This is a genomic window from Amycolatopsis albidoflavus (assembly GCF_039525725.1).
GTDB lineage: Bacteria > Actinomycetota > Actinomycetes > Mycobacteriales > Pseudonocardiaceae > Amycolatopsis > Amycolatopsis albidoflava.
Map to the genome: position 1 here is coordinate 203,747 of NZ_BAAAHV010000031.1, position 20,046 is coordinate 223,792.

General features: G+C 69.2%; 23 protein-coding genes. 11 read left to right on the plus strand and 12 right to left on the minus strand.

Annotated features, from left to right (window positions below):
• Nucleotides 1-23 precede the first annotated feature (23 nt).
• On the minus strand, nt 24-941 hold the full coding sequence (locus ABD156_RS45440) for an MBL fold metallo-hydrolase (RefSeq protein WP_344288045.1): 918 nt from the start codon (nt 939-941) through the stop codon (nt 24-26).
• Between the two features lie 282 nt (nt 942-1,223).
• On the opposite strand from ABD156_RS45440, the gene ABD156_RS45445 reads away from it, so the two are divergent.
• Nucleotides 1,224-2,078: a helix-turn-helix domain-containing protein gene (locus ABD156_RS45445; protein WP_093571970.1), complete on the plus strand. Its 855-nt coding sequence runs from the start codon at nt 1,224-1,226 to the stop codon at nt 2,076-2,078.
• On the opposite strand, the gene ABD156_RS45450 is transcribed toward ABD156_RS45445, so the two are convergent.
• Nucleotides 2,038-3,192, minus strand: coding sequence for a glycosyltransferase (locus ABD156_RS45450; RefSeq protein ID WP_344288048.1), 1,155 nt, complete (start codon nt 3,190-3,192; stop codon nt 2,038-2,040). The two genes, ABD156_RS45445 and ABD156_RS45450, sit on opposite strands and share 41 nt — an antisense overlap.
• Nucleotides 3,193-3,312: 120 nt before the next feature.
• Here ABD156_RS45450 and ABD156_RS45455 point away from each other — a divergent pair, with 120 nt between their 5' ends.
• On the plus strand, nt 3,313-4,161 hold the full coding sequence (locus ABD156_RS45455) for an SAM-dependent methyltransferase (protein ID WP_344288050.1): 849 nt from the start codon (nt 3,313-3,315) through the stop codon (nt 4,159-4,161).
• A gap of 33 nt (nt 4,162-4,194) precedes the next feature.
• Here ABD156_RS45455 and ABD156_RS45460 read toward each other — a convergent pair whose 3' ends face one another.
• Nucleotides 4,195-4,578 carry a nuclear transport factor 2 family protein gene (locus tag ABD156_RS45460; protein ID WP_344288052.1) on the minus strand — a complete coding sequence of 128 codons (384 nt, stop codon included), beginning with the start codon at nt 4,576-4,578 and terminating at the stop codon, nt 4,195-4,197.
• Between the two features lie 19 nt (nt 4,579-4,597).
• Entirely contained in the window at nt 4,598-5,791 is a 1,194-nt protein-coding gene (locus tag ABD156_RS45465; protein ID WP_344288054.1) for an MFS transporter, read from the minus strand.
• Between the two features lie 91 nt (nt 5,792-5,882).
• Between ABD156_RS45465 and ABD156_RS45470 the strand changes: the two genes are divergently transcribed.
• Nucleotides 5,883-6,473: a TetR/AcrR family transcriptional regulator gene (locus ABD156_RS45470; protein ID WP_344288056.1), complete on the plus strand. Its 591-nt coding sequence runs from the start codon at nt 5,883-5,885 to the stop codon at nt 6,471-6,473.
• A gap of 137 nt (nt 6,474-6,610) precedes the next feature.
• Here ABD156_RS45470 and ABD156_RS45475 read toward each other — a convergent pair whose 3' ends face one another.
• Nucleotides 6,611-6,847 (minus strand): hypothetical protein, encoded by a 237-nt coding sequence (locus ABD156_RS45475; protein WP_344288058.1) that lies wholly within the window; start codon nt 6,845-6,847, stop codon nt 6,611-6,613.
• 484 nt (nt 6,848-7,331) lie between these two features.
• On the opposite strand from ABD156_RS45475, the gene ABD156_RS45480 reads away from it, so the two are divergent.
• A complete protein-coding gene (locus tag ABD156_RS45480; RefSeq protein ID WP_037712143.1) occupies nt 7,332-7,592 on the plus strand; it encodes a DUF397 domain-containing protein in 261 nt (86 codons plus the stop codon).
• Between the two features lie 160 nt (nt 7,593-7,752).
• Nucleotides 7,753-9,192, plus strand: a complete 1,440-nt coding sequence (locus ABD156_RS45485; protein ID WP_344288060.1) for an amidase — start codon at nt 7,753-7,755, stop codon at nt 9,190-9,192.
• Here ABD156_RS45485 and ABD156_RS45490 read toward each other — a convergent pair.
• Nucleotides 9,151-10,008 (minus strand): alpha/beta fold hydrolase, encoded by an 858-nt coding sequence (locus ABD156_RS45490; protein ID WP_344288062.1) that lies wholly within the window; start codon nt 10,006-10,008, stop codon nt 9,151-9,153. The two genes, ABD156_RS45485 and ABD156_RS45490, sit on opposite strands and share 42 nt — an antisense overlap.
• Nucleotides 10,009-10,062: 54 nt before the next feature.
• Here ABD156_RS45490 and ABD156_RS45495 point away from each other — a divergent pair, with 54 nt between their 5' ends.
• A complete protein-coding gene (locus tag ABD156_RS45495; RefSeq protein WP_344288303.1) occupies nt 10,063-10,599 on the plus strand; it encodes a CGNR zinc finger domain-containing protein in 537 nt (178 codons plus the stop codon).
• On the opposite strand, the gene ABD156_RS45500 is transcribed toward ABD156_RS45495, so the two are convergent.
• The 3 genes from ABD156_RS45500 to ABD156_RS45510 are packed head-to-tail and all read right to left on the minus strand — an operon-like array spanning nt 10,575 to nt 13,349.
• The gene (locus ABD156_RS45500; RefSeq protein WP_344288064.1) at nt 10,575-11,426 is read right to left on the minus strand and encodes an oxygenase MpaB family protein; all 852 of its coding nucleotides are present in this window, start codon (nt 11,424-11,426) and stop codon (nt 10,575-10,577) included. The two genes, ABD156_RS45495 and ABD156_RS45500, sit on opposite strands and share 25 nt — an antisense overlap.
• 1 nt (nt 11,427) lies before the next feature.
• Nucleotides 11,428-12,006, minus strand: coding sequence for a TetR/AcrR family transcriptional regulator (locus ABD156_RS45505; RefSeq protein ID WP_344288066.1), 579 nt, complete (start codon nt 12,004-12,006; stop codon nt 11,428-11,430).
• Nucleotides 11,973-13,349 carry an amidase gene (locus ABD156_RS45510; RefSeq protein WP_344288067.1) on the minus strand — a complete coding sequence of 459 codons (1,377 nt, stop codon included), beginning with the start codon at nt 13,347-13,349 and terminating at the stop codon, nt 11,973-11,975. Before ABD156_RS45510 ends, ABD156_RS45505 begins: the two co-directional genes overlap by 34 nt.
• 104 nt (nt 13,350-13,453) lie before the next feature.
• On the opposite strand from ABD156_RS45510, the gene ABD156_RS45515 reads away from it, so the two are divergent.
• Entirely contained in the window at nt 13,454-14,044 is a 591-nt protein-coding gene (locus ABD156_RS45515) for a DinB family protein (protein ID WP_344288068.1), read from the plus strand.
• Between the two features lie 51 nt (nt 14,045-14,095).
• Entirely contained in the window at nt 14,096-15,124 is a 1,029-nt protein-coding gene (locus ABD156_RS45520; RefSeq protein WP_344288069.1) for a D-cysteine desulfhydrase family protein, read from the plus strand.
• Here the strand turns inward: ABD156_RS45520 and ABD156_RS45525 are convergent.
• Complete coding sequence (locus tag ABD156_RS45525; protein ID WP_344288071.1) at nt 15,102-15,785, minus strand: DUF998 domain-containing protein; 684 nt, start codon at nt 15,783-15,785, stop codon at nt 15,102-15,104. The genes ABD156_RS45520 and ABD156_RS45525 overlap by 23 nt on opposite strands.
• Nucleotides 15,786-15,844: 59 nt before the next feature.
• A complete protein-coding gene (locus ABD156_RS45530) occupies nt 15,845-16,609 on the minus strand; it encodes a hypothetical protein (RefSeq protein ID WP_344288073.1) in 765 nt (254 codons plus the stop codon).
• Between the two features lie 515 nt (nt 16,610-17,124).
• Here ABD156_RS45530 and ABD156_RS45535 point away from each other — a divergent pair.
• Nucleotides 17,125-17,334, plus strand: coding sequence for an RNA polymerase sigma factor sigma-70 region 4 domain-containing protein (locus tag ABD156_RS45535; RefSeq protein ID WP_020662999.1), 210 nt, complete (start codon nt 17,125-17,127; stop codon nt 17,332-17,334).
• The gene (locus ABD156_RS45540; RefSeq protein WP_344288076.1) at nt 17,334-17,867 is read left to right on the plus strand and encodes a Clp protease N-terminal domain-containing protein; all 534 of its coding nucleotides are present in this window, start codon (nt 17,334-17,336) and stop codon (nt 17,865-17,867) included. The genes ABD156_RS45535 and ABD156_RS45540 overlap by 1 nt, the downstream gene beginning before the upstream one ends.
• On the opposite strand, the gene yczE is transcribed toward ABD156_RS45540, so the two are convergent.
• The gene (gene yczE, locus ABD156_RS45545; protein ID WP_344288077.1) at nt 17,864-18,505 is read right to left on the minus strand and encodes a membrane protein YczE; all 642 of its coding nucleotides are present in this window, start codon (nt 18,503-18,505) and stop codon (nt 17,864-17,866) included. The genes ABD156_RS45540 and yczE overlap by 4 nt on opposite strands.
• Before the next feature lie 61 nt (nt 18,506-18,566).
• Here yczE and yczR point away from each other — a divergent pair, with 61 nt between their 5' ends.
• The gene (gene yczR, locus ABD156_RS45550) at nt 18,567-20,006 is read left to right on the plus strand and encodes a MocR-like transcription factor YczR (RefSeq protein WP_344288079.1); all 1,440 of its coding nucleotides are present in this window, start codon (nt 18,567-18,569) and stop codon (nt 20,004-20,006) included.
• The last annotated feature ends 40 nt before the right edge of the window (nt 20,007-20,046 follow it).

A 20,046-nucleotide genomic window follows, 5' to 3' on the forward strand; every position in this document is an offset into this window, starting at 1 on the left:
GAGCCTAGCCACAAAACCGGTGCTCACGAGAAGCAGCGGATCGGGCCCCCGTTCCAGGCCAGCATGTCCTTCAGCGGAGCCACCGGATCGAGTGGCACACCCCACCCTTCGCCGTCGAGTTCGGCGTACGCCCGGTGCAGGTTCCCGGCGAGGCGCTCCTGTTCGGTCAGCTCGGCGAACCGGCCGAGGTCGGTCGCCTTCGCCTGCTCCAGCGGCGAGCGCCCGGCCGCCTTGCCGGTTTCCGCCGTGCGCTGGACGAACTCCAGGTAGTCGTCGACCAAGTCCACCGTTTCGAGTCCGCACACCGGGCCGTGGCCGGGCAGGATGACCGCCGGGTCGAGTTCGCGGATCACGTTCAGCGCGGCCCGCCAGCCGGCGACCGACCCCATCAGCGCGAACGGGCTGCCGCCGTTGAACACCAGGTCGCCCGAGTAGAGCAAGCGCTGCTCGGGCAGCCAGACCAGGACGTCGTTGGTGGTGTGCGCGGCGTGGCCGGGGTGGATGAGGTCGATCCGGGTCTGTCCGGCGTAGAGAGTGACGGTGTCGTCGAAGACCAGGTCGGGCACGCGCAGTTCGAGGTTGCCCCAATCGCTGTCGGTGAAGACTCCTTCGTACCGCTGGATCCCGTCGGCCAGCAGCGCCTCGCGGGTCTTGCGGTGGCCGACGACGGTGGCTCCGCCGACGAGGTAGTTGCCGTTGGTGTGGTCACCGTGGTGATGCGTGTTGACGAGCGTCGTGACCGGGCCGACGGTGTCGCCGACGGCCGAAAGGAGTGCGCGCGTACGCCGTTCGGTCGCGCATGTGTCGATAAGCACAGCGTGCCCGTCGGCGGCGACGAAGCCGCAGTTGTTGATGAACCAGGAACCGTCGGGCTGGACATAGCCGAACGCGCCCTCTGCCAGCTGTTTGACGCTAGCCGCGCCAGGGGATCGATCGATCACGCCGACACTATGCCGCCCATGCCGCCGACGTGGGGCCTCAGCTGTGCAGCTGTGCCCGGAAGTCTCCTCTTAGTCCGAATGGAGTAGCCGAGATGTCCGCGGCGCCCGGAATCCACTGCTCCGGCAGGGTGACATGCCGGGTGACTGGCGTTCCCGTGCATTTCCTGAAACGCTGCCGGGTGTCATCATCGAACTCCGTTGGGTCGCAGTGGCCTGGGTGGTTCGTAGTTCGCGGTCCGGCGGAAAGCCCGTCGGCAGTAGTGTTCAGGAGAGCAAGGGGAGATGGCGAGCACCGTCACCTCGCGCCGCAAGCAGCTCGGCAACGAGCTCCGGCATGCTCGAAACGCCGCGAAGATGACGCAGCAGCAAGTCGCCGAGGTACTCGGCTGCACCCAGGGCAAGGTCAACAAGATCGAGTCCGGTGCGGTGGGGGTCAAGCTCGGAGATGTGCGGACCATGCTGAACGCGTTCGGGATCAACGGCGAAGAAGCCGACACTCTGATGAACCTGGCCCGGGCCGCGGCCGGGCAGCGCGGCCATTGGTCGGGCTACCGGTCGGTGGTGCCGCACTGGTTCCGCACCTTCACCGACCTCGAGCCCGCCGCCGCGGAAATCCTCACCTGGCACGGCGAGCGCGTGCCGGGGCCGCTGCAGTCCGAGCACTACATGCTCAAGCAGTTCACCGAGGCGGGAGCCACCGACGTCACGTCGCTCGTGCGCAACCGGCTCGACCGCAAGGCGGTGTTCGACCAGCAGCAGCCGCCGTACTACCGGTTCATCATCAGCGAGGGCGCGCTGCGCCGCGCGCCCGGCGGGTTCGCGCCCGCGGTGATGCTGGACCAGGTGGAGCACCTGCTGGCGCTTGATCGGCACCCTCGGGTGTACGTGCACGTGCTGCCGTTCGGCGCGAAGCTCGCCGCGGTGCCCAACGACTTCACGATCATGCGGTTCCCGGACCGCACGCGCGACTTCGTCTACATCGAACACTCCGCGGGCGGGCTGTACCTCGACGACGTGAAGGACTTCAACATCTTCGTGGACTCGTGGGACCGGCTGCGCGGCGCCGCCTTGGAACGGGGCGAGACGCGGCAGTTCCTCAAGGAGCTGGCGGAAAGCTACCGTTCGCAGATGATGTGACCAGCGCTTCGAGCACGGGCACGGTCTCCTCGGCGGCGGGCAGGGCGTTGATCTCCGCCTGCATGCGTTGCGCGGCCTCGCGATAGCTGGGGTCGGCGAGTACTTTCGCGGCGGCTTGGCGGATTTCGTCCGGTGTGGACGTTTCCGGGTCGAGCGCGAGCCCGACGTTCAGCGCGGTGCAGCGGCGGGCATTGCCGGGCTGGTCGGCGCCCATCGGGAAAAGCAGCGAGGGCAGGCCGTGCGAAAGCGCGCCGATCACGCTGCCGGACCCGGCGTGCGAGATCATCAAATCGAGGCGAGGCAACAGTTCGGCCTGCGGGACGAACCGTTCCACGTGGACGTGCGGTGGTTGCGGTCCGAACTCGGCGGGGTCGATCTGGGTGCCGACAGTGGCGGTCACGTCGGCGTCCAAGTGGCCTAACCCGGCGAGGGTGCGCTCGATGAGGTCGCCGGACTCGAGGTTGAAGTTGGTGCCGAGCGTGAAGTACACGTGCGGCTTCTCGGCGGGCTGGCGGGGCGAGACCGGATCTCCCTGGCGGAACGAGAAAGTGCCCGGCGGCAGTGGCGAACTGGGGTCGCGAAAGGACGGCGGGATCGGCGAGAGCACCTGGCCGCGGGTCAGCATTTCGAGCTCCGGGTCGTCCGGCAGACCGTGCGCGGCGCGGGCCTCGGCGAGCGGTTCGGCGAGGAGTTCCTTGCGCAGCAACGTTCCGGCGGCGAGCACCAGGACGGTGGCGCACGGCAGGCCGAGTACTTCGGCTGCGATCGCGCCGGAGAAGTCCACTTCGTCCCGGACGATCAGGTCCGGCCGCCATTCGCGGGCGATCTCCAGCAGCACCGGCACGTGTTCCTGAGTCGCACGGCGGGCGAACAGTTCCCGGATTTCCCAGTCGTCGCGCGCCGGATCGACCGGCGGCATCGGCTGTCGCGTCACCTCCACCTCGCGTGGTTCGTTGACCGCGAAGGTCGTGAATCCGGCTTTGGCCAGCGCGGGCACGTGCGAACCGCCGCCCGCGACAGCTACGGTATGGCCGCGTGCGAGGAGCGCTCGCGCGACCGGTGCCATCGGATCCCAATGGCCGCGACCGCCGACGAACGAGAAGAGGATGCGCATCCCTCGCAACCTAGTGGCCCGGATGTACTTCAGGCGTGGCATTTTCGGGCGGTTGCCGGGGGCGGCGGCGGGCGGCCGCGGCGAGTGGGCACACTGGTACCCGCACGGAAGGGGAAGCTGATGACTCAGGCACCGGATCCGGAAGCCCCGGAGGGCGTCGACCTCGATCGGCCGAACGCGGCGCGGATCTACGACTGGTTCCTCGGCGGCACCGCCAACTGGGCCATCGACCGCGAGTTCGGCGAAAAAGCGGTCCAGACCTTTCCGATGATCAAGACCATCGCCAAGGCCGGCCGCGAGTTCCTCGGCCGCGGCGTGCGGTACATGGCCGAGCAGGGCATCGACCAGTTCCTCGACATCGGCTCCGGCGTGCCCACGGTCGGCAACGTGCACGAGATCGCGACGTCGGTGAACCCGAACGCGCGCTGCGTCTACGTCGACAACGAGCCGGTGGCCGTCGCGCATTCGCAGATCCTGCTGGAACGAGACGGCGTCGCCGACCGGCACGCGGTGCTGCAGGGCGACCTGCGCAACCCGGCCGACGTCTGGCCGCGCGCGCTCGACACCGGCGTACTCGACCCGAAGCGGCCGATCGGCCTGATCATGGTCGGAGTGCTGTACTTCGTCGGCCGCGACGAGCCGGCGCTGGAGATCGTGCAGAAGTACCTGTCGCTGCTGCCGTCCGGCTCGTACTTCCTGTCCTCGCACCTGACCGACGACGGCGTCCCGACGAACGACGGCGAACGCCGCGACGCGATCCACAAGCAGTACCAGAAGTCGAGCACGCCGTTCCACTACCGCTCGCGGGCCGAGTTCGGGGAGTTCTTCTCCGGGCTGGAACTGGTGGAGCCGGGCATCGCGTGGGTGTCGGACTGGCATCCGGAGGCGGGCGAAACGACGGCGAGCGCGCGGATGGCGGACGATCCTTCGTTCAGCGGCGGGATTTGCGCTCTGGGCCGCAAGCCCTGACGGGCCGGAGCCGCCCGGCTCCGGCCCCGGGCGTCATCCGGTGAGCTGGGCTTGGAAGATCGCCCGGTTGAAGTAGGCGCGGGCCTCGCTGATCAGGCCGTCCTCGTCGAGGTCGTAGACGTTGATGCCGGACCAGTTGACCGGGACGCCGCTGCCGGTGACGGCCGCGCCGCTCCAGGAAACGGCGACCGATCCGCCGACGGCGTGCGCCTCGCGCGGGGTGAGGCCGAGGAACGGGCTGAAGTTCGGCAGCACCGACGCGATGAACTCGCGAATCGCGGCGCGGCCGACGATCGGCGGCTCGCCGACCGGATCGTGGAAGACGCCGTCGGCGGCGAACGCGCCGGCCCAGGCGTCCGCGTCGCCGGATTGGGACGCGGTGAAGAACTGCGTGACGGCAGGGGGCATGGCGAGCATTTGGCATTCTCCTTGGTATTCAGGCGAAATTTCGGTCGTAACGGCGTGCGGCGGGCAGCACCGCGAGGCCGGCCACGGCGAGGATTCCTTGCAGGACACAGACTCCAAGCCAGCCGAACGTGCTGTAGCAGGCCGCGGCCAGCGCCGCGCACAGCGCGCCGCTGAGGAAAACCGCGACCATGTAGACGGTGTTGGCGCGGCTGCGCGCGTCGGGGAGCCGGGCGAAAATACGGGCTTGATTGGCGATCTGGCTCCATTGCACGGCGATATTGACCGCGATGATCGCCGCGACGAGGAACGCCAGCCAGACCTGGCCGAGCGCGTAGGCACCCGCTGAGCCCAGCGTCAGCAGCAGCGCCGCGGTGACGATCGGCAACGCGCCGCGCCGGTCGATGTACCGGCCCGCCCACGGCGCGGCGAACGCGCCCGCCAATCCCAGCAGGCCGAACAATCCGGCGGTCGCGGTGCTGAAGCGGTACGGATCGTGCGTGAGCACCAGGACCAGCGAGGTCCAGGTGGCGTTGTAGGCACCGAACAAACTCGCGTGCAGCAGACAGGACTGGCGCAGCACGGGTTCGCCGCGCAGCAAGCGAGGCAGCGACGCCAGCAATTGCCCGTATCCGATGGTGTTCGCCCGGGCGGGCTCACGGGGCACCAGTGCGATGGTCGCCAGTCCGGAGGCCGCGGTCAGCACGGCCGCGAGCAGATACACCGCACGCCAGCCGGCCGCTTCGCCGACCGCGCCGCCGATCACCCGGGAGCCGATGATCCCGGTCATCAACCCGATCTGGACCCCGGCGACCACCGAAGCCCGCTTCTCCGGCGGTGCCAATTCCGCGGCCAGCGGCACCAATACCTGCGGGATCACGGTGAACCCGCCGACGAGCGCCGCAGCGGCCGCCACCATCGACAGACTCGGCGCGACCGCCGCGAGCAGCAGCGCGGCGACCGTCGCGGCGAGCAGCACGGTCAGCAGCGGACGACGGCGACGGACATCGCCGAGCGGCACCAGGAACAGGATCCCCGCCGCGTAGCCGAATTGCGCGCACGTCACCACTAGCCCGGCCGAGGACGCCGAGCCGCCGAACTCGCTCGCGAACACCGTGAGCAGCGGCTGCGCCAGGTACACGTTCGCGACGGTCGCGCCGCTGCACACCGCCATCGCTCCGAACAGCAGCGGCCGGGCCAGCGGCGGGCTTTCCGTCGTGGTCATCAGGGCCTCCAATTCGATCGAACTAGTTAGTTCGGATGTTAGGAGGCGGCGCTCGCAACTGTCAAACGAACTGGTTCGTTACCCTGGACGCATGGCCTACGACTCAGCCGCGACCAAGGACCGCATCCTCGCCGCCGCGTCGGCCGAATTCGCCGCGTACGGGGTGGCCGGCGCCCGGGTCGACCGCATCGCGGCCGCCGCCGAAGCCAACAAGCGGGCGATCTACGACTACTTCGGCGACAAGAAGGCGTTGTTCGCGGCCGTGCTGGAGCGGCTGATGACCGAGCTGGCCGAAGCCGTCCCGCCCGCGAGCGACGCGGACCTCGGCGCGTATGCGGGCGCGTTGTTCGAGTACCACCGCGCCCACCCCGAAGCGCTGCGATTGCTGCTGTGGGAAGCGCTGGAGATGGGCGACGAGCCGGTGCCCGAGGAAGCGGCCCGGACCCGGCATTACCTGGACAAGGTCGCAGCCGCGGAAACCGCGCTCGCGGGCGGCGGCGAGGATCCGAAGGCGTTGCTGTTCTTCACGATGGGGCTGGTGGGCTGGAGTCTGTCGATGCCACAGCTGCGCCGCATGGTGCTGGGGGAGGATTACTCGCTGGACCAGCTCGGGGCGCGGGTCTCGGCGGCGGTTCGGGCGATGGCCGGGGAGCCCCGCGACCGGCCCGCGTCCGCGGACTGACCGGCGTTTGGTCCAGACCTCTGTGGTGGTCTAGACCGTGAGCAGTGGTCTCGACCAGTTGACGCGCTTCCCCGGACACGAAAACGCTCCCCGGGCAAGGCGTGCCGGGGAGCGTGGACGATGCGGACGGCGGCGGTTCAGCCGAGTCCGTGGAGAATCGGCACTCGTGTCTCGCGACGGTGGCGGGTGGCGTGGACGGTGTCCGCTTGGCGCGGAGCGGGTACTTCGATTTCGGTGTCCACAACCATCGGGCTGCGCAGCGGGGCCTGGATCAGGCTGAACCCGAACCGGTTGCGCAATTCGTGATTGATCCCACGCCGGCCGCGAGTGTGTTCGTCCTCACGGCGGAAAAGCGTGGTAAGCCGGACGGCCATGGGATCACACCCCCAGTTCGGATAACGGGAACCGGCGCGGGTCGGCGCCGGCCGGATCGGGGTGGTACGTGCTCGACGGGTCAACGCCGGGCACCAGGGAAACCGCTCCGTTGCGGCGTCTCCGCAGGGTCGTCGCAGCACCTGGACCAGTGCGGATCCCGGAAAGGCGGGCGGATCGGCTCCTGGCCGGGCCGAACGGGTCGGCTCGCATCCGCACTCCTCCCGATATCTCGCAGCTGTTCCGCTGCCCGGGCCGGGTGCCCGGGCCGGTGCTGCCGGTGTTGGGCTGAATGTCGCAAGCCATTCACCCACCACTGACGCCCCGATCGCTGCGATTAATCCTACTCCTGGAATAATCTTCATGTCGAGATCGGGTCGAGTTGATCACCCGCTTGGCCCTGCGGTTTGCTCCGTAGTGACGCAAAGAAGCCGGGGACGTGCACCAGACCGCACGCCCTGCACAAGGCTCGGAGGTGGACGACCCATGGCGGATTATCCGTCGCCCCAGGATTACGACCCGGACACGGCGGAGTCGCTGTTCGCGGCCGCGGCCTGGGCGAAGTCGTTCGCGAGCGAGCCCAACGGCGGAAACTGTGTCGAGGTCAACCTCTCCCGTCCCGGCCTGATCGGCGTGCGCGACACGAAGCTCGCGGCGAGCCCGGTGCTGGTCTTCGACCGCGGCGAGTGGGACGCCTTCCTCGTCGCGGTCAAGGCTGGTCAGTTCGACCTGCCGCCGAGCGAGTAGTCCACCACGGCGAGGTCTCAACGGAGAACGATTCGCCAACAGTCACTCGATCGGGTGGAGTGTGGATCGGCTCTGGTCACCGTGGGTTGTGGGCTGAATGTCGGCTTGGTGAGGGTCGCCTGCTGAGTAGGTTGAGCGGCCCGACCCCACGGAGCGCGCCATGACCCCACTCCACTACCTCTCCGCCGGTGAAGCGCTGCGGCTCTTCCGGGCCCGGGAGCTGTCGCCGGTGGAGCTGATGCGTGCGGTCGTGGAACGGGCCGGGCGGGTCGAGCCGGACGTCAACGCGTTCGCCGAGGAGATGTTCGAGCAGGCGCTGCGGGCGGCGGCTGTCGCGGAGAAGCGGTACGCGCCTGGTGGCGAGCCGAGGCCGCTCGAGGGACTGCCGATCGCGGCCAAGGAAGAACAGCCGCTGGCCGGGCACTCAGTCACCGGCGGCACCCTCCTGCGTCCGCCGCGGCTGGCGCGGGAGACCGCGATCGGACTCGGCCGGATCCAGGCGGCCGGCGGGATTCTGCACGCTCGCACGACGACGTCCGAGTTCTGCTGCATGCCGCTGTCGCACACGCGGCGCTGGGGGACGACGTGCAATCCGTGGAACCTCCAGACCGCGGCGGGCGGCTCGTCCGGCGGTTCGGGCGCGGCACTGGCGGCTGGTACGGCCTTCCTCGCGACGGGGTCGGACATCGGCGGTTCGCTCCGCGCGCCCGCGTCTTTCACCGGCGTTGTGGGGTTCAAGCCGCCGCACGGCCGCAATCCGGTCCTGCCGCCCGCTGGGTTGGATACCTACTACCACCACGGCCCGATGGCCCGGACTGTCGCCGATTGCGCTCTCCTGCAGAACGTCATGGCGGGCGAGGACCCGCGTGATCCGCACTCGCGGCTCCCGGCGGTTTCTCTGGCGCTGGGTGACGTGGGCGGGCTCCGCGTCGCGTGCTGTCCGGTGCCTGGCGACTTCCCGGTGGACGTGGAGGTCGTCGCCAACACGCGCGCGGTCGGGCAGGCGCTGGCGTCCGCTGGTGCGGTGGTGACCGAGATCGAGATCGACTGGACGCTCGACATGGTCAAGCAGGCCTTGTGGGCGCACTTCGGGACCGGGCTGGCCGCCGAGGTCCTGGAACTGGACCGGCGGAACCCTGGTGTGATCACGCCGTACTGCCAGGCTTTCGCGCGGAAAGGCGTCGAGAACATTGTGGACGCGGAAACCGGCCACGCGGTCGAAGCGGCGATCCGTGAACGCCTCGACGCCGTGTTGGGCCAGTTCGACGCGCTTGTCGTGCCGACCCTCGGTGCCACCGAGTTCGCCGCTGGCGAGGATTACCTTTCTGCGCAGGTGGTGGTCAATGGTGTTGCGCTGGAACACTTTTCGGACGCTTCGCTCACTCCGGCATTCAACGTCTGCAGTGACCATCCGGTGCTTGCCGTGCCGTCTGGTTGGGCTGGCAACGGTGTGCCGACCGGAGTTCAGGTTGTCGCGGGCAAGTACGCCGACAGTGTGGCGTTCCGGGTCGGCGCGGCGATCGAGCAGGCCGTGGGCGCGGGTTTCGCGCGGATTCCGTTAGTTGGCCAGGAATTCCCGCAGATGCGCCACGACCTGTGAGGGTTGTTCCTCGGGGAGGAAGTGTCCGCAGTCTTCGAGGCCGATGCTGGTCACGTGGTCCGCGTAGTCGCGCCAGATGTCCAGTGTGGGCAGGCTGCCGAGCAGGCCGGCCTTGCCCCACATCGCCAGTACCGGCTGGGTGAGGCGTTTCCCGGCGGCGTAGTCGGCGTCGTCCAGTTCGGCGTCGTCCGGGAAAGAGGCGCGGTAGTCGTCGAAACCGGCTCGGAGCGCGCCGGGTGCTTCAAAGGCGCGGACGTACTCGGCGACGTCCTCGGCGGGCAGTCCGTGGCGTTGGAAGGTCCAGCGTTCGAAGAAGTACCCGAGGTAGGCGGCGATGTTCTGTCCGGCCAGCAGCTCGGGCAGGTCTGGCTGCAGGTGGAAAAGCCAGTGCCAGTACGCCTTCCCGAGGTCGCGGTCGAGTCGCCGCCACATCTCCCTCGTCGGTGCGATGTCCAGTACGGCCAGTCGTTCGACCTGGTCCGGACGGTCGAGTGCCCAGCGGTGCGCGACTCGTCCGCCGCGATCGTGGCCCGCCACCGCGACGCGGTCGAACCCGAGCTGCTCGGCCAGCTTCGCGACGTCGGCGGCCATCGTGCGCTTGTCGTAGCCGGTGCGGGGTTTGTCGGTGCGTCCGTATCCGCGCAGGTCAGGGGTGATCACGGTGTGCGTTTCGGTCAGTGGCCCGGCGACGCGGTGCCAGCAATGCGACGTCTGCGGCCAGCCGTGCAGGAGGAAGAGCGGCGGGCCGTCGCCGCCGCGGAGGTAGTGCATGCGCAGATCGTCCACTTGGGCCATGGCTGCTTCTAACCGGCTCATAGGGTTAGACGGTAGCGCGGGTTCTCACCGGTTTCAATGGTTAGAATGAGCGGCATGGATTGGGTGTTCGACGCCGGGCGGCCGTGTCTGCACCTGGTGAACACGCTGCGCTCCCGGCATCTCCCGGAGGGCATCGAGCTGCTCACCGACCCGGACGCGCTCGCGGAATGGCTTGAACTGGCCGGGTTCGGCCGCCTGCGCGTGACCGCCGCCCAGCTGACGTCGGCGAAGGAACTGCGCGAGGCGGTGAACCGGTTGCTGACCGCCAAGCCGCTGGCCGCCGATGTCCGGCTAGTCAACGACGCTCTCGCCGCCGCACCGAAACCGGACCGGCTCCTGGTGAAAGACGGCGTGCTGCAGCGAGAAGTGCCGACTCCGGCGGATCCGGTGGCCACGGCCTTCGCGATGCTGGCCGCGGACGCGGTCGATCTCGCCACCGGCGTGGAGGACATCCGGATCTGCTCAGCGAGCGACTGCGGCCTGCGATTTGTCGACACGTCACCGCGCCGCACCCGGCAGTGGTGCTCGATGTCCCGCTGCGGAAACCGGGCGAAGGCCCGGGCGCACTACGAGCGCACGAAAAACCGGTAAGCCCACGGGCGCTCGCGCAGCCACACGTTCAGCTTGCCGACCACTCGCATCGGGAGAGTGCGCAGCGACGGCGGCATCACGGTGCCGAGCATCCTTGCCGCGCGGCAAAACCGGGCGAACTTGCGCGCGTCTTCGTCAGTCCATTGCAGACCAAGACGGTCACGCAGCTCGGGCGGGAGCGTCGCGCGGATAAGGAACATCTGCCCGGCCGAATATCCTTTTTGGAGCTTCGACCACCGGCGGTCCGACATGCGGGCGAACGGTTTTCCCACGGTGTCGATGGTTTCGAACAGCGTGCTGATCGTCTCGTTGGGTCCGAATCCGGCGATCATCTCCCGGTAGTACTGCTCGAATTCCGGCCAGGTCTGCGGCAGGTACCGCTCGCGGATGCCGAGGATCCGGCCGATGCCGCACATCTGCGCGTAGTACTCCGCAAGCTCTGAAGTGGACATCGGACGGCCGAAAAACCGTTGCGCTTCAACGGGAGCCATCACCAGTGTCGCGTGCACCCACGCGTACGCGCCGGGGTCGAGCGCGCTGTAGCGGCGGCCGTCGGCGGTTCCGGTGAAAGTCCGGTGCAGTCTTCGCAGCCGCGAGGCCTCGACCTGTGCGCCTTTTGTTCCGCCGTACACATAAATCGACAATGAAGCGACGGTGCGCATCAGCCGGGTCCACGGATCCTCGCGGTAGTCCGAATGATCCCGCACCCCAGCCGCCACAACCGGATGTGCGACCTGCAGCACCAGCACCTGCCCCGCGAGCAAAGCGTCGCGGAAGTCGCCGAAATAACGCCAAGCCGCTGTACCGCGGACGACCGGCGGGGCCACGTCAGCTCCGGGCTCCGTGCAACAGCATCATCAACGGCTCCGCGGCCGGAACGTCCGTGCCAGTCGCGAGCCGCCGCAACTGCAGACCAGCGATCAGCGCGACCACCGGCCCGGCCACTCGTTCCGGATCCGGCAGGCCGAGTGCGGTGAGAATCGTGACGGCCAATTCGTCATACGCGGCAAAGCATTTCGCCGAGGCTTCGTGCAGCCCGGGGTCTCGCGCGGATTGCAGGTACAGCTCGTGCGGCGCGAGTTCGTCCGTGCCGAACGGCAGCTGCTTGATCACGTGCTCCACGACGGTCGCCGCTTGTTCGAGGCTCAGCCCTTGTTCCCGGTATACCTCGACAATCCCCGCCAGCTTCGCCGTTTCCTCCTCGGCGAACAGCAGCATCGCCTCGCGCAACAGCTCGGTCTGGCTCGGGAAGTGATACGTCAGCGTGCCGAGCGAAACCCCGGCCGCGGCGACGATGCGCCGGTTGGTGAGCCCGCCGACGCCCTGCTCGCCGACCACTTTCAGGGTGGCGCGGAGGATCGCGTCGCGGGTGCTCACCACCCCGGCCCGGGACGTCGGTCCGGCCATCGCAGCACCTCTTCCAGTTGCGCGGCAACGGAAATCAGCCGCTCCTCGGAATGCGACGGGCCGAGCAGCTGGGCGCCGAGCGGCAGCCCGTCCGCGGTCAGTCCGGCAGGCACGTTCACCCCGGGCCAGCCCAGCACGTTCCACGGCCAAGCGTACGGGCACGCGGCGATCATCGTCTGGTCGGTCTGCCAGCCGGAAAGCCCGTCGAAGGAGCCGATCGCGGGCGGCGGGGTGGCGGTGGTCGGGGTGAGCAGGACGTCGATGTCGCCGAACATCCCGCCGATCCGGCGGCGCAGCACGGGTTCGAGCGCTCGGGCGAGTTTCAGCGCGGGCCCGGCGAGCAGCCCGCCTTGCTGGGCGTTGCTGCGAGTGCGCGGGTCGAGCGCGGACGGCTCCGGCACGCGGCGGGCCCAATCGCGCACGCCGGTGAGCGACCGCGGCAGGAAGGTGAGGCCGATCAGGCCGTATCCGGGTTCGACCGGCACGATCTCGTGCCCCAGCCCGGCGAGCGTTTCGGCGGTCTGCCGCACCGCCCCTTCGACCACCGGGTCGAGCCTGGTTTTGGTGGCGGTGAAGGGAATCCGGGTGGAGAGGCCGATTCTCAGCCGTCCGGGTTCGCGGCGCGCGGCGGTCTGGAACGACGTCCCGGTGCCCGCGGTGACGTCGAGCAGCGTGGCCGCGTCGGCGACAGTCCGGGCGAGCGGGCCGAGGACGGTGAGGCCGTGGAACAGTTCGCCGTCGGTCGGAATCCGGCCGCGCTGGGTTTTGATCCCGACGAGCCCGGTCCACGCCGCCGGGATGCGCACCGAACCCGCCCCGTCCGATCCGAGCGCGGCGGCCACGATGCCGGCCGCGACCGCCGCGGCCGATCCGCCGGACGACCCGCCCGGCGTGTGCTCAGGCTGCCACGGATTGCGCGTCGCGCCGAAGGCCTGCCCTTCGGTGAACGGCCATTGGCCCAGCTCAGGCGTGTTGGTCTTGCCGATGATGACCGCGCCTGCGTGCTTGAGCTTCGCTACCGCCGGCGCGTCCGCGGTGGCCACTGGGAAGTCGCCCGGGCATCCGAACGCGGTGGGCAGGCCGGCGAGATCGACGTCGTCCTTGATCGCCACCGGTACGCCGAGCAAGGGCGCGCGATCACCGTCGGCCCGGCGCTGATCGGCTTCGGCGGCCTCGGCGAGCGCGGCTTCGTCACGGAGGACGCGGAACGCGTTGAGCACCGGCTGGCTCGCGTGGGCCCGCTTGAGCGCGAGTTCGGTGAGCCGCACGGCCGTGACGTCGCCGGCCTCGAGGGCGGCGACCTGGTCGGCAAGGGTCGTGAACTCTGTCGTCGCGGAAGGCATCAGCGGCTCCCCGTTTCTCTCGTTCGCTCGAACGAACGTATCACGGCGGATGCCGGGAGAGCACCCCTGACCACGGTGGCCGAAATTCAGGCAAGCTCGGACCGGTGATCGATGACTTCGCGAAGAAGTACCTGCACGACGACCTGAAAGAGGTCCGGCAGACGATGCTCCGGAAGCTTGGCGGACTGCCCGAATACGCCATTCGCCGTCCGCTGACCTCGACCGGAACCAACCTTCTCGGCCTGGTCAAACACCTTGCGCTGGCCGAGGCCCGGTACTTCGGCGAGGTTTTCGACCGGCCCTTCCCCGAGCCGGTCCCGCGATGGGACGACCTCGGTCAGCGCGGTGCCGACTTCTGGGCGACCGAACGCGAGACCCGCGAGGAAATCACCAGCCGCTACCAGCGCGTCTGCGAGCACGCCGACGCGACGATCGCCGCTCTCGCGATCGACTCGCCCGGCTACGTGCCTTGGTGGCCTCGCCCGGAGGTGCTGCTGTTCAACGTCCTTGTCCACATGCTGACCGAGACCAGCCGGCACGCCGGGCACGCCGACATCCTGCGCGAGCAGTTGGACGGCGCGGTCGAGATGGACCTGGCTGCCATGGCGCGGAGCGGCCGGGACGAGGCCTTCTGGCAAAGCCGGTGGGCCGAAATCGAGCGGGCAGCCAAGGCCGCGGACCCGGCCGCCGGCTGAAAAAGGCACCTAAACTCCAAGCCATCAGCCCGGCCAGCGCACGGAGGATCGATGACGTTCGACTTCGCCCGGTTCCCCGACTTCGACGGCTTTCCCCGCGCCGGTCTGCACCACGGGCCCACCCCGCTGGTCCCGGCACCGCGGCTTGGCGAAGCGCTCGGGATCCCACGGCTGCTGCTCAAGCGCGACGACGTCCACCCGCTCGGCGTCGGCGGCAACAAGCTGCGCAAACTCGACTTCCACCTCGGCGCGGCGCTCGCCGACGGGGCCGACACCGTGATCACCTTCGGCGCGCTGCAGACCAACCACGGCCGCCAGACCGCCGCAGCCTGCGCGAAGCTCGGGTTGCGCTGCGAGCTGGTGCTGACCGCCGAGGTGCCGCGCTCCGGCGACGCGTACGAGCGGTCCGGCAACGTCCCGCTCGACCACCTCTTCGGTGCGCGGGTGCACATCGGCGGGTCGGACGCGGAATCTGCGGCGACGTACGAACGGCTGCTCGCCGAAGCAGCGGACGAGGGCCGGAAAGTGAGGTCGGTCCCAGTCGGTGGGTCCGACCCACTCGGCGTTCTCGGCTATGTGGACGCAACCCGGGAGCTGGCGGCCCAGCTGACGGAGCTGGGCCTGGACCACGCCCGGATCGTCGGTCCGCACGCCAGCGGCGCCACCGCGGCCGGGCTCGCGCTCGGCACGGAACTGCTCGGTTCGCTGGACCTGGACGTCGCGTGCGTCAGCCACCCGCTCGACGAGGCTGTGGACAACTTGGCCCACCTCACGGCCGGGGCCGCGCAGTTGCTTGGGTTCGACCCACCGAAGCTCGAGCACGTGTGGATGAACGACACGACGATCGGCGAGGGGTACGGCATTCCGGCGTCGGGGACCTGGGAAGCGATCCGGTTGTTCGGCCGCACCGAGGGTGTGGTGCTCGACCCGGTCTACACCGGAAAAGCCGCCGCCGCGCTGGTGGAATGGGCGGCGGCGGGACGGTATTCGCCGGAGGAGACCGTGGTGTTCGTCCACACCGGAGGTCTTCCCGGATTGTTCGGTTACGCGCCCGAATTCATGGCCGAGGCGCGGAAGTGACGAGCACCGCGGCGCGAGCGGTTTCGGTCCGCACGGCGATGCGGAGCAGGACCAGCAGCAGGGCGACGTTCGCGATCAGCGTGAGCCGCTGGGTCGCGCCCACCGGCAGCACCTCAGTCAGCACGTGGAACGGCCGCACCCCGGCTTCGTCCAAGCGGACAAACAGGAAGCTCAGCGCGAACAGCCCGACCGCGGCGAGCCCGAACTTCAGCCAGCGCACCACGAACACGCGCTCCGCCGTGCCGCGCAACGGTTCCAGCATGGTGATCGCCGCGCCGGGCAGGCTCGCGAACGCGACCAGGCACGAGTACAAGTGGATGTCGCCGCTAAGCGGATTCGGGCTCGGCGGGTAACTGGCCGGAAAAACCGCGGCGACCGCCAGCCCGAGCGCCCACAGCATGAGCAAAGCCTTGGTGCTGAACGTCATCGGCACGCCGCCGGCGATCAGCGCCCCGAGCACCGCGAGCGATCCGACGGCCACCGACAGCACGCTCGCCCCGAGCATGCCTTCCCCTCGGTCGGTGATCGTGTAGCTCGAAAGCGTGTCGTAGATCGGATCGTGCGAGCTGATGATGTGCAGCACCGTGATCGTGAACAGCCCCCAGGCGATCGCGGCCAGCGCGGTCAGGCGCCATCCGCGGACGCCTCGTGAGTACCCCATGTAGCCAGATTGGCGTCTCGGCGGCGTTTCGTGATCAGGGAAAACCCCTGATTCAGCCCCTACCCGGCGAAGTCGGCGAGGACGAGGACTTGGTCGTCGTGGCGTTTGGCCCGGGGCCAGCGGACGGCGTGCGGGTCGTCGTTCTCGGCGGCTCGTACCGCGTCCAGTACTGCTTCCGGGCCTTTGTTTTTGGCTAGTTGCAGGACTTCTGGCCACTTGAAGAGGCCGTATTCGTCGACTCCGATTGCTACGCCGTCGGTGGCTATCAGGACTGCGTCGATGTCTTCGCGGGGCCAGCTGCGTTGGACGGCTTTGTGGGCTGCGGAGGGGTCGGCTTCGGCTACCCAGAAGCCGTCTTCGGCGTTGCGTCTGCGGCGGACGTCTTTGCTGGTTTGGAGGAGGCCGTTGTTGCGCAGGGAGATCAGGCGGTCGTCGGCTACTACGTCGGTGCCGGAGTGTCCAAACGCGACTATCGGGCTGTCGGCCAGGACCAGGGCTTCGATTTCGTGGTCGGTCCAGCGGAGGATCGAGACTGTGCTGGAGGGGGAGTTTCCTGGGGTTAGGTCGTTCGTCGTGGCTACTTCGGTGATTGCGGTTGCCAGTGCGGTGGTCAGGGGTTGGTGGGGGTGGGTGGTTAGTTCGTGGGCTAGCTGGTCGCGGAGGAGGTGGGCGTACCAGCCGCCTGGGGGGAGGTCCGGGCTGGGGGAGGTGGCGCCGTCCAGGACCAGGATGGCGTGGGGGAGGAGGGCGATGTGGTCCTCGGTGGGGCGGGGGTGGCCGTCGGAACCGACTCCGGCTCGCTCGGCGGTCGAGATCTCGGGCACGTCGTTGACTGTAGCTCTCGGTGGGGGTGGGGGCGGCTCGTCGCCTGGCGGCGACCTTGCCTCGGGGGTTGCGTGGGGCACCCCGAAGTTTGATTGTGCTGACGGTTCGGCTTCGTATCGGGGTGCGGGGGAGGGGCTGGGTGCCTCGATAGTTGGGTGCACCGGTGCGGTTTGTCGAGGTGTACCGGTGCGGTTTGTTGGTGGGTGGGGCTTGCGCCCCAATGTGGCGTTGGGTGCATGTGACGCACCGAATGCCGCATTGGGTGCGCGGGACGCAACCAATGCCACATTGGGTGCATGGGATGCACCGAATGCCGCGTTGGGTGCGTCGCGGAGATGGGGCGGGCTGTGAAGGGGTCCTTGAGGGAATCTGGGTCCGTGAAGGTTCCCCTCACGGACTTCGGCGGGTTGTGAGGGGAACCCTGAGGGACTCAGAGTCCGTGAAGGTGGCCCTCACGGACCTGGGGTGTCAACGGAGGTTGACAGGAGTGCGAGTGTCAACCTAGATTGACATCATGACGGAAGCGACGGATCTGGCCGCTCGCGCCGGTGACCGGGATCCCCGGGTGGGGCTTCGGGCGGTGGCGGCGCTGAGGCGGTTGCTGGAGCAGTTGGAGGCGGTGCAGGTGCGCAGCGCGCGCTTGCACGGCTGGTCTTGGCAGGACATTGCGGCCGAGTTGGGGGTCAGCCGGCAGGCCGTACACAAGAAGTACGGGAGGCATTGATGTTCGAGAAGTTCACCCATGACGCCCGGAGAGCGGTGGTCGAGGCGCAGGCGGCGGCGCATGAGGCGGGGGCGCACGAGATTTCCGCGCAGGCCGTTTTCGCTGGGTTGGCGCGGGTTGAGAACGGCGAGGCGGTGCGGCTGTTGCGGGTGCTCGGGGTGTCTCGCGACGACGTCTTCGCGGAGCTTGCCCGGGTGCGCCGGCGTGGCGGGATCAGTGACGCCGATGCCGAGGCGCTTACCGAGTTCGGCATCGACGTCGATCAGATTGTGGACCGGATCGAGCAGACGCATGGGCCGGGTGCGCTCGCTGAGGCTGGGCGGCGCAGCCGGCGCAATCACTTGCCGTTCACCTCGGAGGCCAAGAACGCGCTGCAGATGAGCGTGCGGGAGGCGCACGATCTCGGCGACAAGCATCTCGGGCAGGAGCATCTGCTGCTCGCGCTGGTCAAACAGCGCGGTCCGGTCGCTGATTTCCTTGCGGCGCGCGGGATTGACTACCCGGCGGTCCGCCAGGCCGTCGGCGGTCGCTAATGCTGTTCTCGCTCGTCCGGCCCGGTGCGCCAAGTGACCAGAGGGAGCAGAGCCTGGGTCAGCGGGCCGATGCTGAGGGCGTACAGCACGGTTCCGACGCCGACCGAGCCGCCCAGCAGCCAGCCGGCGGCCAGGACGAGGACCTCGATGCCGGTCCGGACCAGGCGCACTGACCAGCCGGTTCGGGCGTGCAGGCCGGTCATCAGGCCGTCTCGCGGGCCGGGGCCAAGGCGGGTGCCGACGTACACCGCGGTCGCGACGGCGTTCAGGACTACGCCGCCGATCAGCATCAGGATCTGCCAGACGAGCACGTGCTGGTCCGGCAGCACGGCGCGCACCGCGTCGACGGCCACGGCGATCACCGCGATGTTCGCGACGGTGCCGATGCCGGGGCGCTGCCGTAGCGGGATCCACAGCAGCAGCACGAACACCGCCACGACGGCGCTGATCGTGCCGAACGTCAGGCCGGTGAGCTTGGTCAGGCCGTCGTTCAGCACGTCCCACGGGTCGAGGCCGAGGCGGGCTCGGGTGAGCATCGCCATGCTCGCGCCGTAGAGCGCGAGGCCGGCGAACAACTGGGCGCCGCGGCGCGCGGGGGATCGGCGGATGCTGAGCGGACTGAGGTCGATAGCTGCCACTTCTCCACTATTGGCGACAACTGGCCTGATATGCCATGGCCAATGCGCAATAATTGGCCTTATGGAACCTCTAGGCGGACGCATCTCGGGACGGCGATTGGCCACATTGCTGGGGGAATGGCGGCAGCGTGGCTCCCGGCAGGGTGCGTCCGACCTCGCGGCGGCGGTCGAGTTGCACGTGCTCGACGGGCAGTTGCCGATCGGCACCCGGCTGCCCGCCGAGCGCGAACTCGCCGACGCGCTCGGGGTCAGCCGCACCCTCATCGGGGCGGCGCTCGACCGGCTCCGCGCGGACGGTCTCGTCGCCAGCCGTCGCGGGGCTGGGTCGTGGGTGGCCGGGGTGGGAAACCGCGACGAGGCCGAGGCGGTTCGCGACGACCTCCTCGACCTCGCGCGGGCCGCGCCGCCCGCCGTGCCTGGGCTGATGGCCGCGTTCGACACCGCGCGGCGTGACCTCGTCGAGTACGCCAGCGGCAACGGTTACCTCACCGGCGGGCTCCCGCGGCTGCGCGAGCGGATCGCCGAGCGCTACACCGCGCGCGGGCTGCCGACCACGCCGGACCAGGTGCTGGTGACGTCCGGGGCGTACTCCGCGTTCGTGCTCTGCCTCCGGATGCTGACCGGGCCGGGCGACCGTGTCCTGCTTGAACAACCGACGTATCCCAACGCCATCGACGCCGTCCGCGCGACGCACGCGTTGCCGGTGCCAGTCGCGCTCGATCCGGTGCACGGCTGGGATCTGCCCGGGATCGAGGCCGCGCTGCGCCAGGCCGCGCCCCGGTTCGGCTACCTCGTGGTGGACTTCCAGAATCCGACCGGACTGCGCCTCGACGCGGCCGGGCGCGAACGGCTCGGCGGGCTGCTCGCCCGGTCGCGGACACCGGTCGTGGCCGACGAATCGTTGGTAGAGCTGGATTACGAGGGCGATCCGGTGGACGGTCCGCCGCCGCTGGCCGCGTTCGGCGGGGATCTGGTGCTGAGCGTCGGATCCGCGGCGAAATCGCAGTGGGGCGGGTTGCGGCTGGGCTGGATCCGGGCGTCGACGGATCTGCTGGACCGATTGCAGTCCTCGCGGTTCGCGGTCGATCTCGGCGCGCCGGTGTTCGATCAGCTGGTGCTGGCGGCGTTGCTGGAACCGGAGGGTTACGAGGTGCTCGCCCGGCGGCGAACGGAATTCCGGGAGCAGCGGGACATCACGGTCGCGGCGTTGCGCAAGTACTGTCCAGAGTGGACATTCCAGGTGCCGTCCGGCGGATTGTCGGTGTGGTGCCGGTTGCCGGAGCCGATGAGCACGCGGCTGGCGGTGTCGGCGGCGAATCGCGGGGTGCAGCTCGCGCCCGGATCGCGATTCGGCGTGCACGGCGGATTGGAACGCTGGCTGCGGCTGCCGTTCGGGCTGCCGCGCGAGCAGTTGCCGGAGGCGGTGCGGCGGGTCAGCGCGGCGGCGGCCTCGGTGCGCGGCTGCGCGGACGTGCCCGCGGAACGGATTCCGGTGACGTAGCGCGGTTTTCTCCCGGAAAAGTGAACAGCCGGTGCACCGG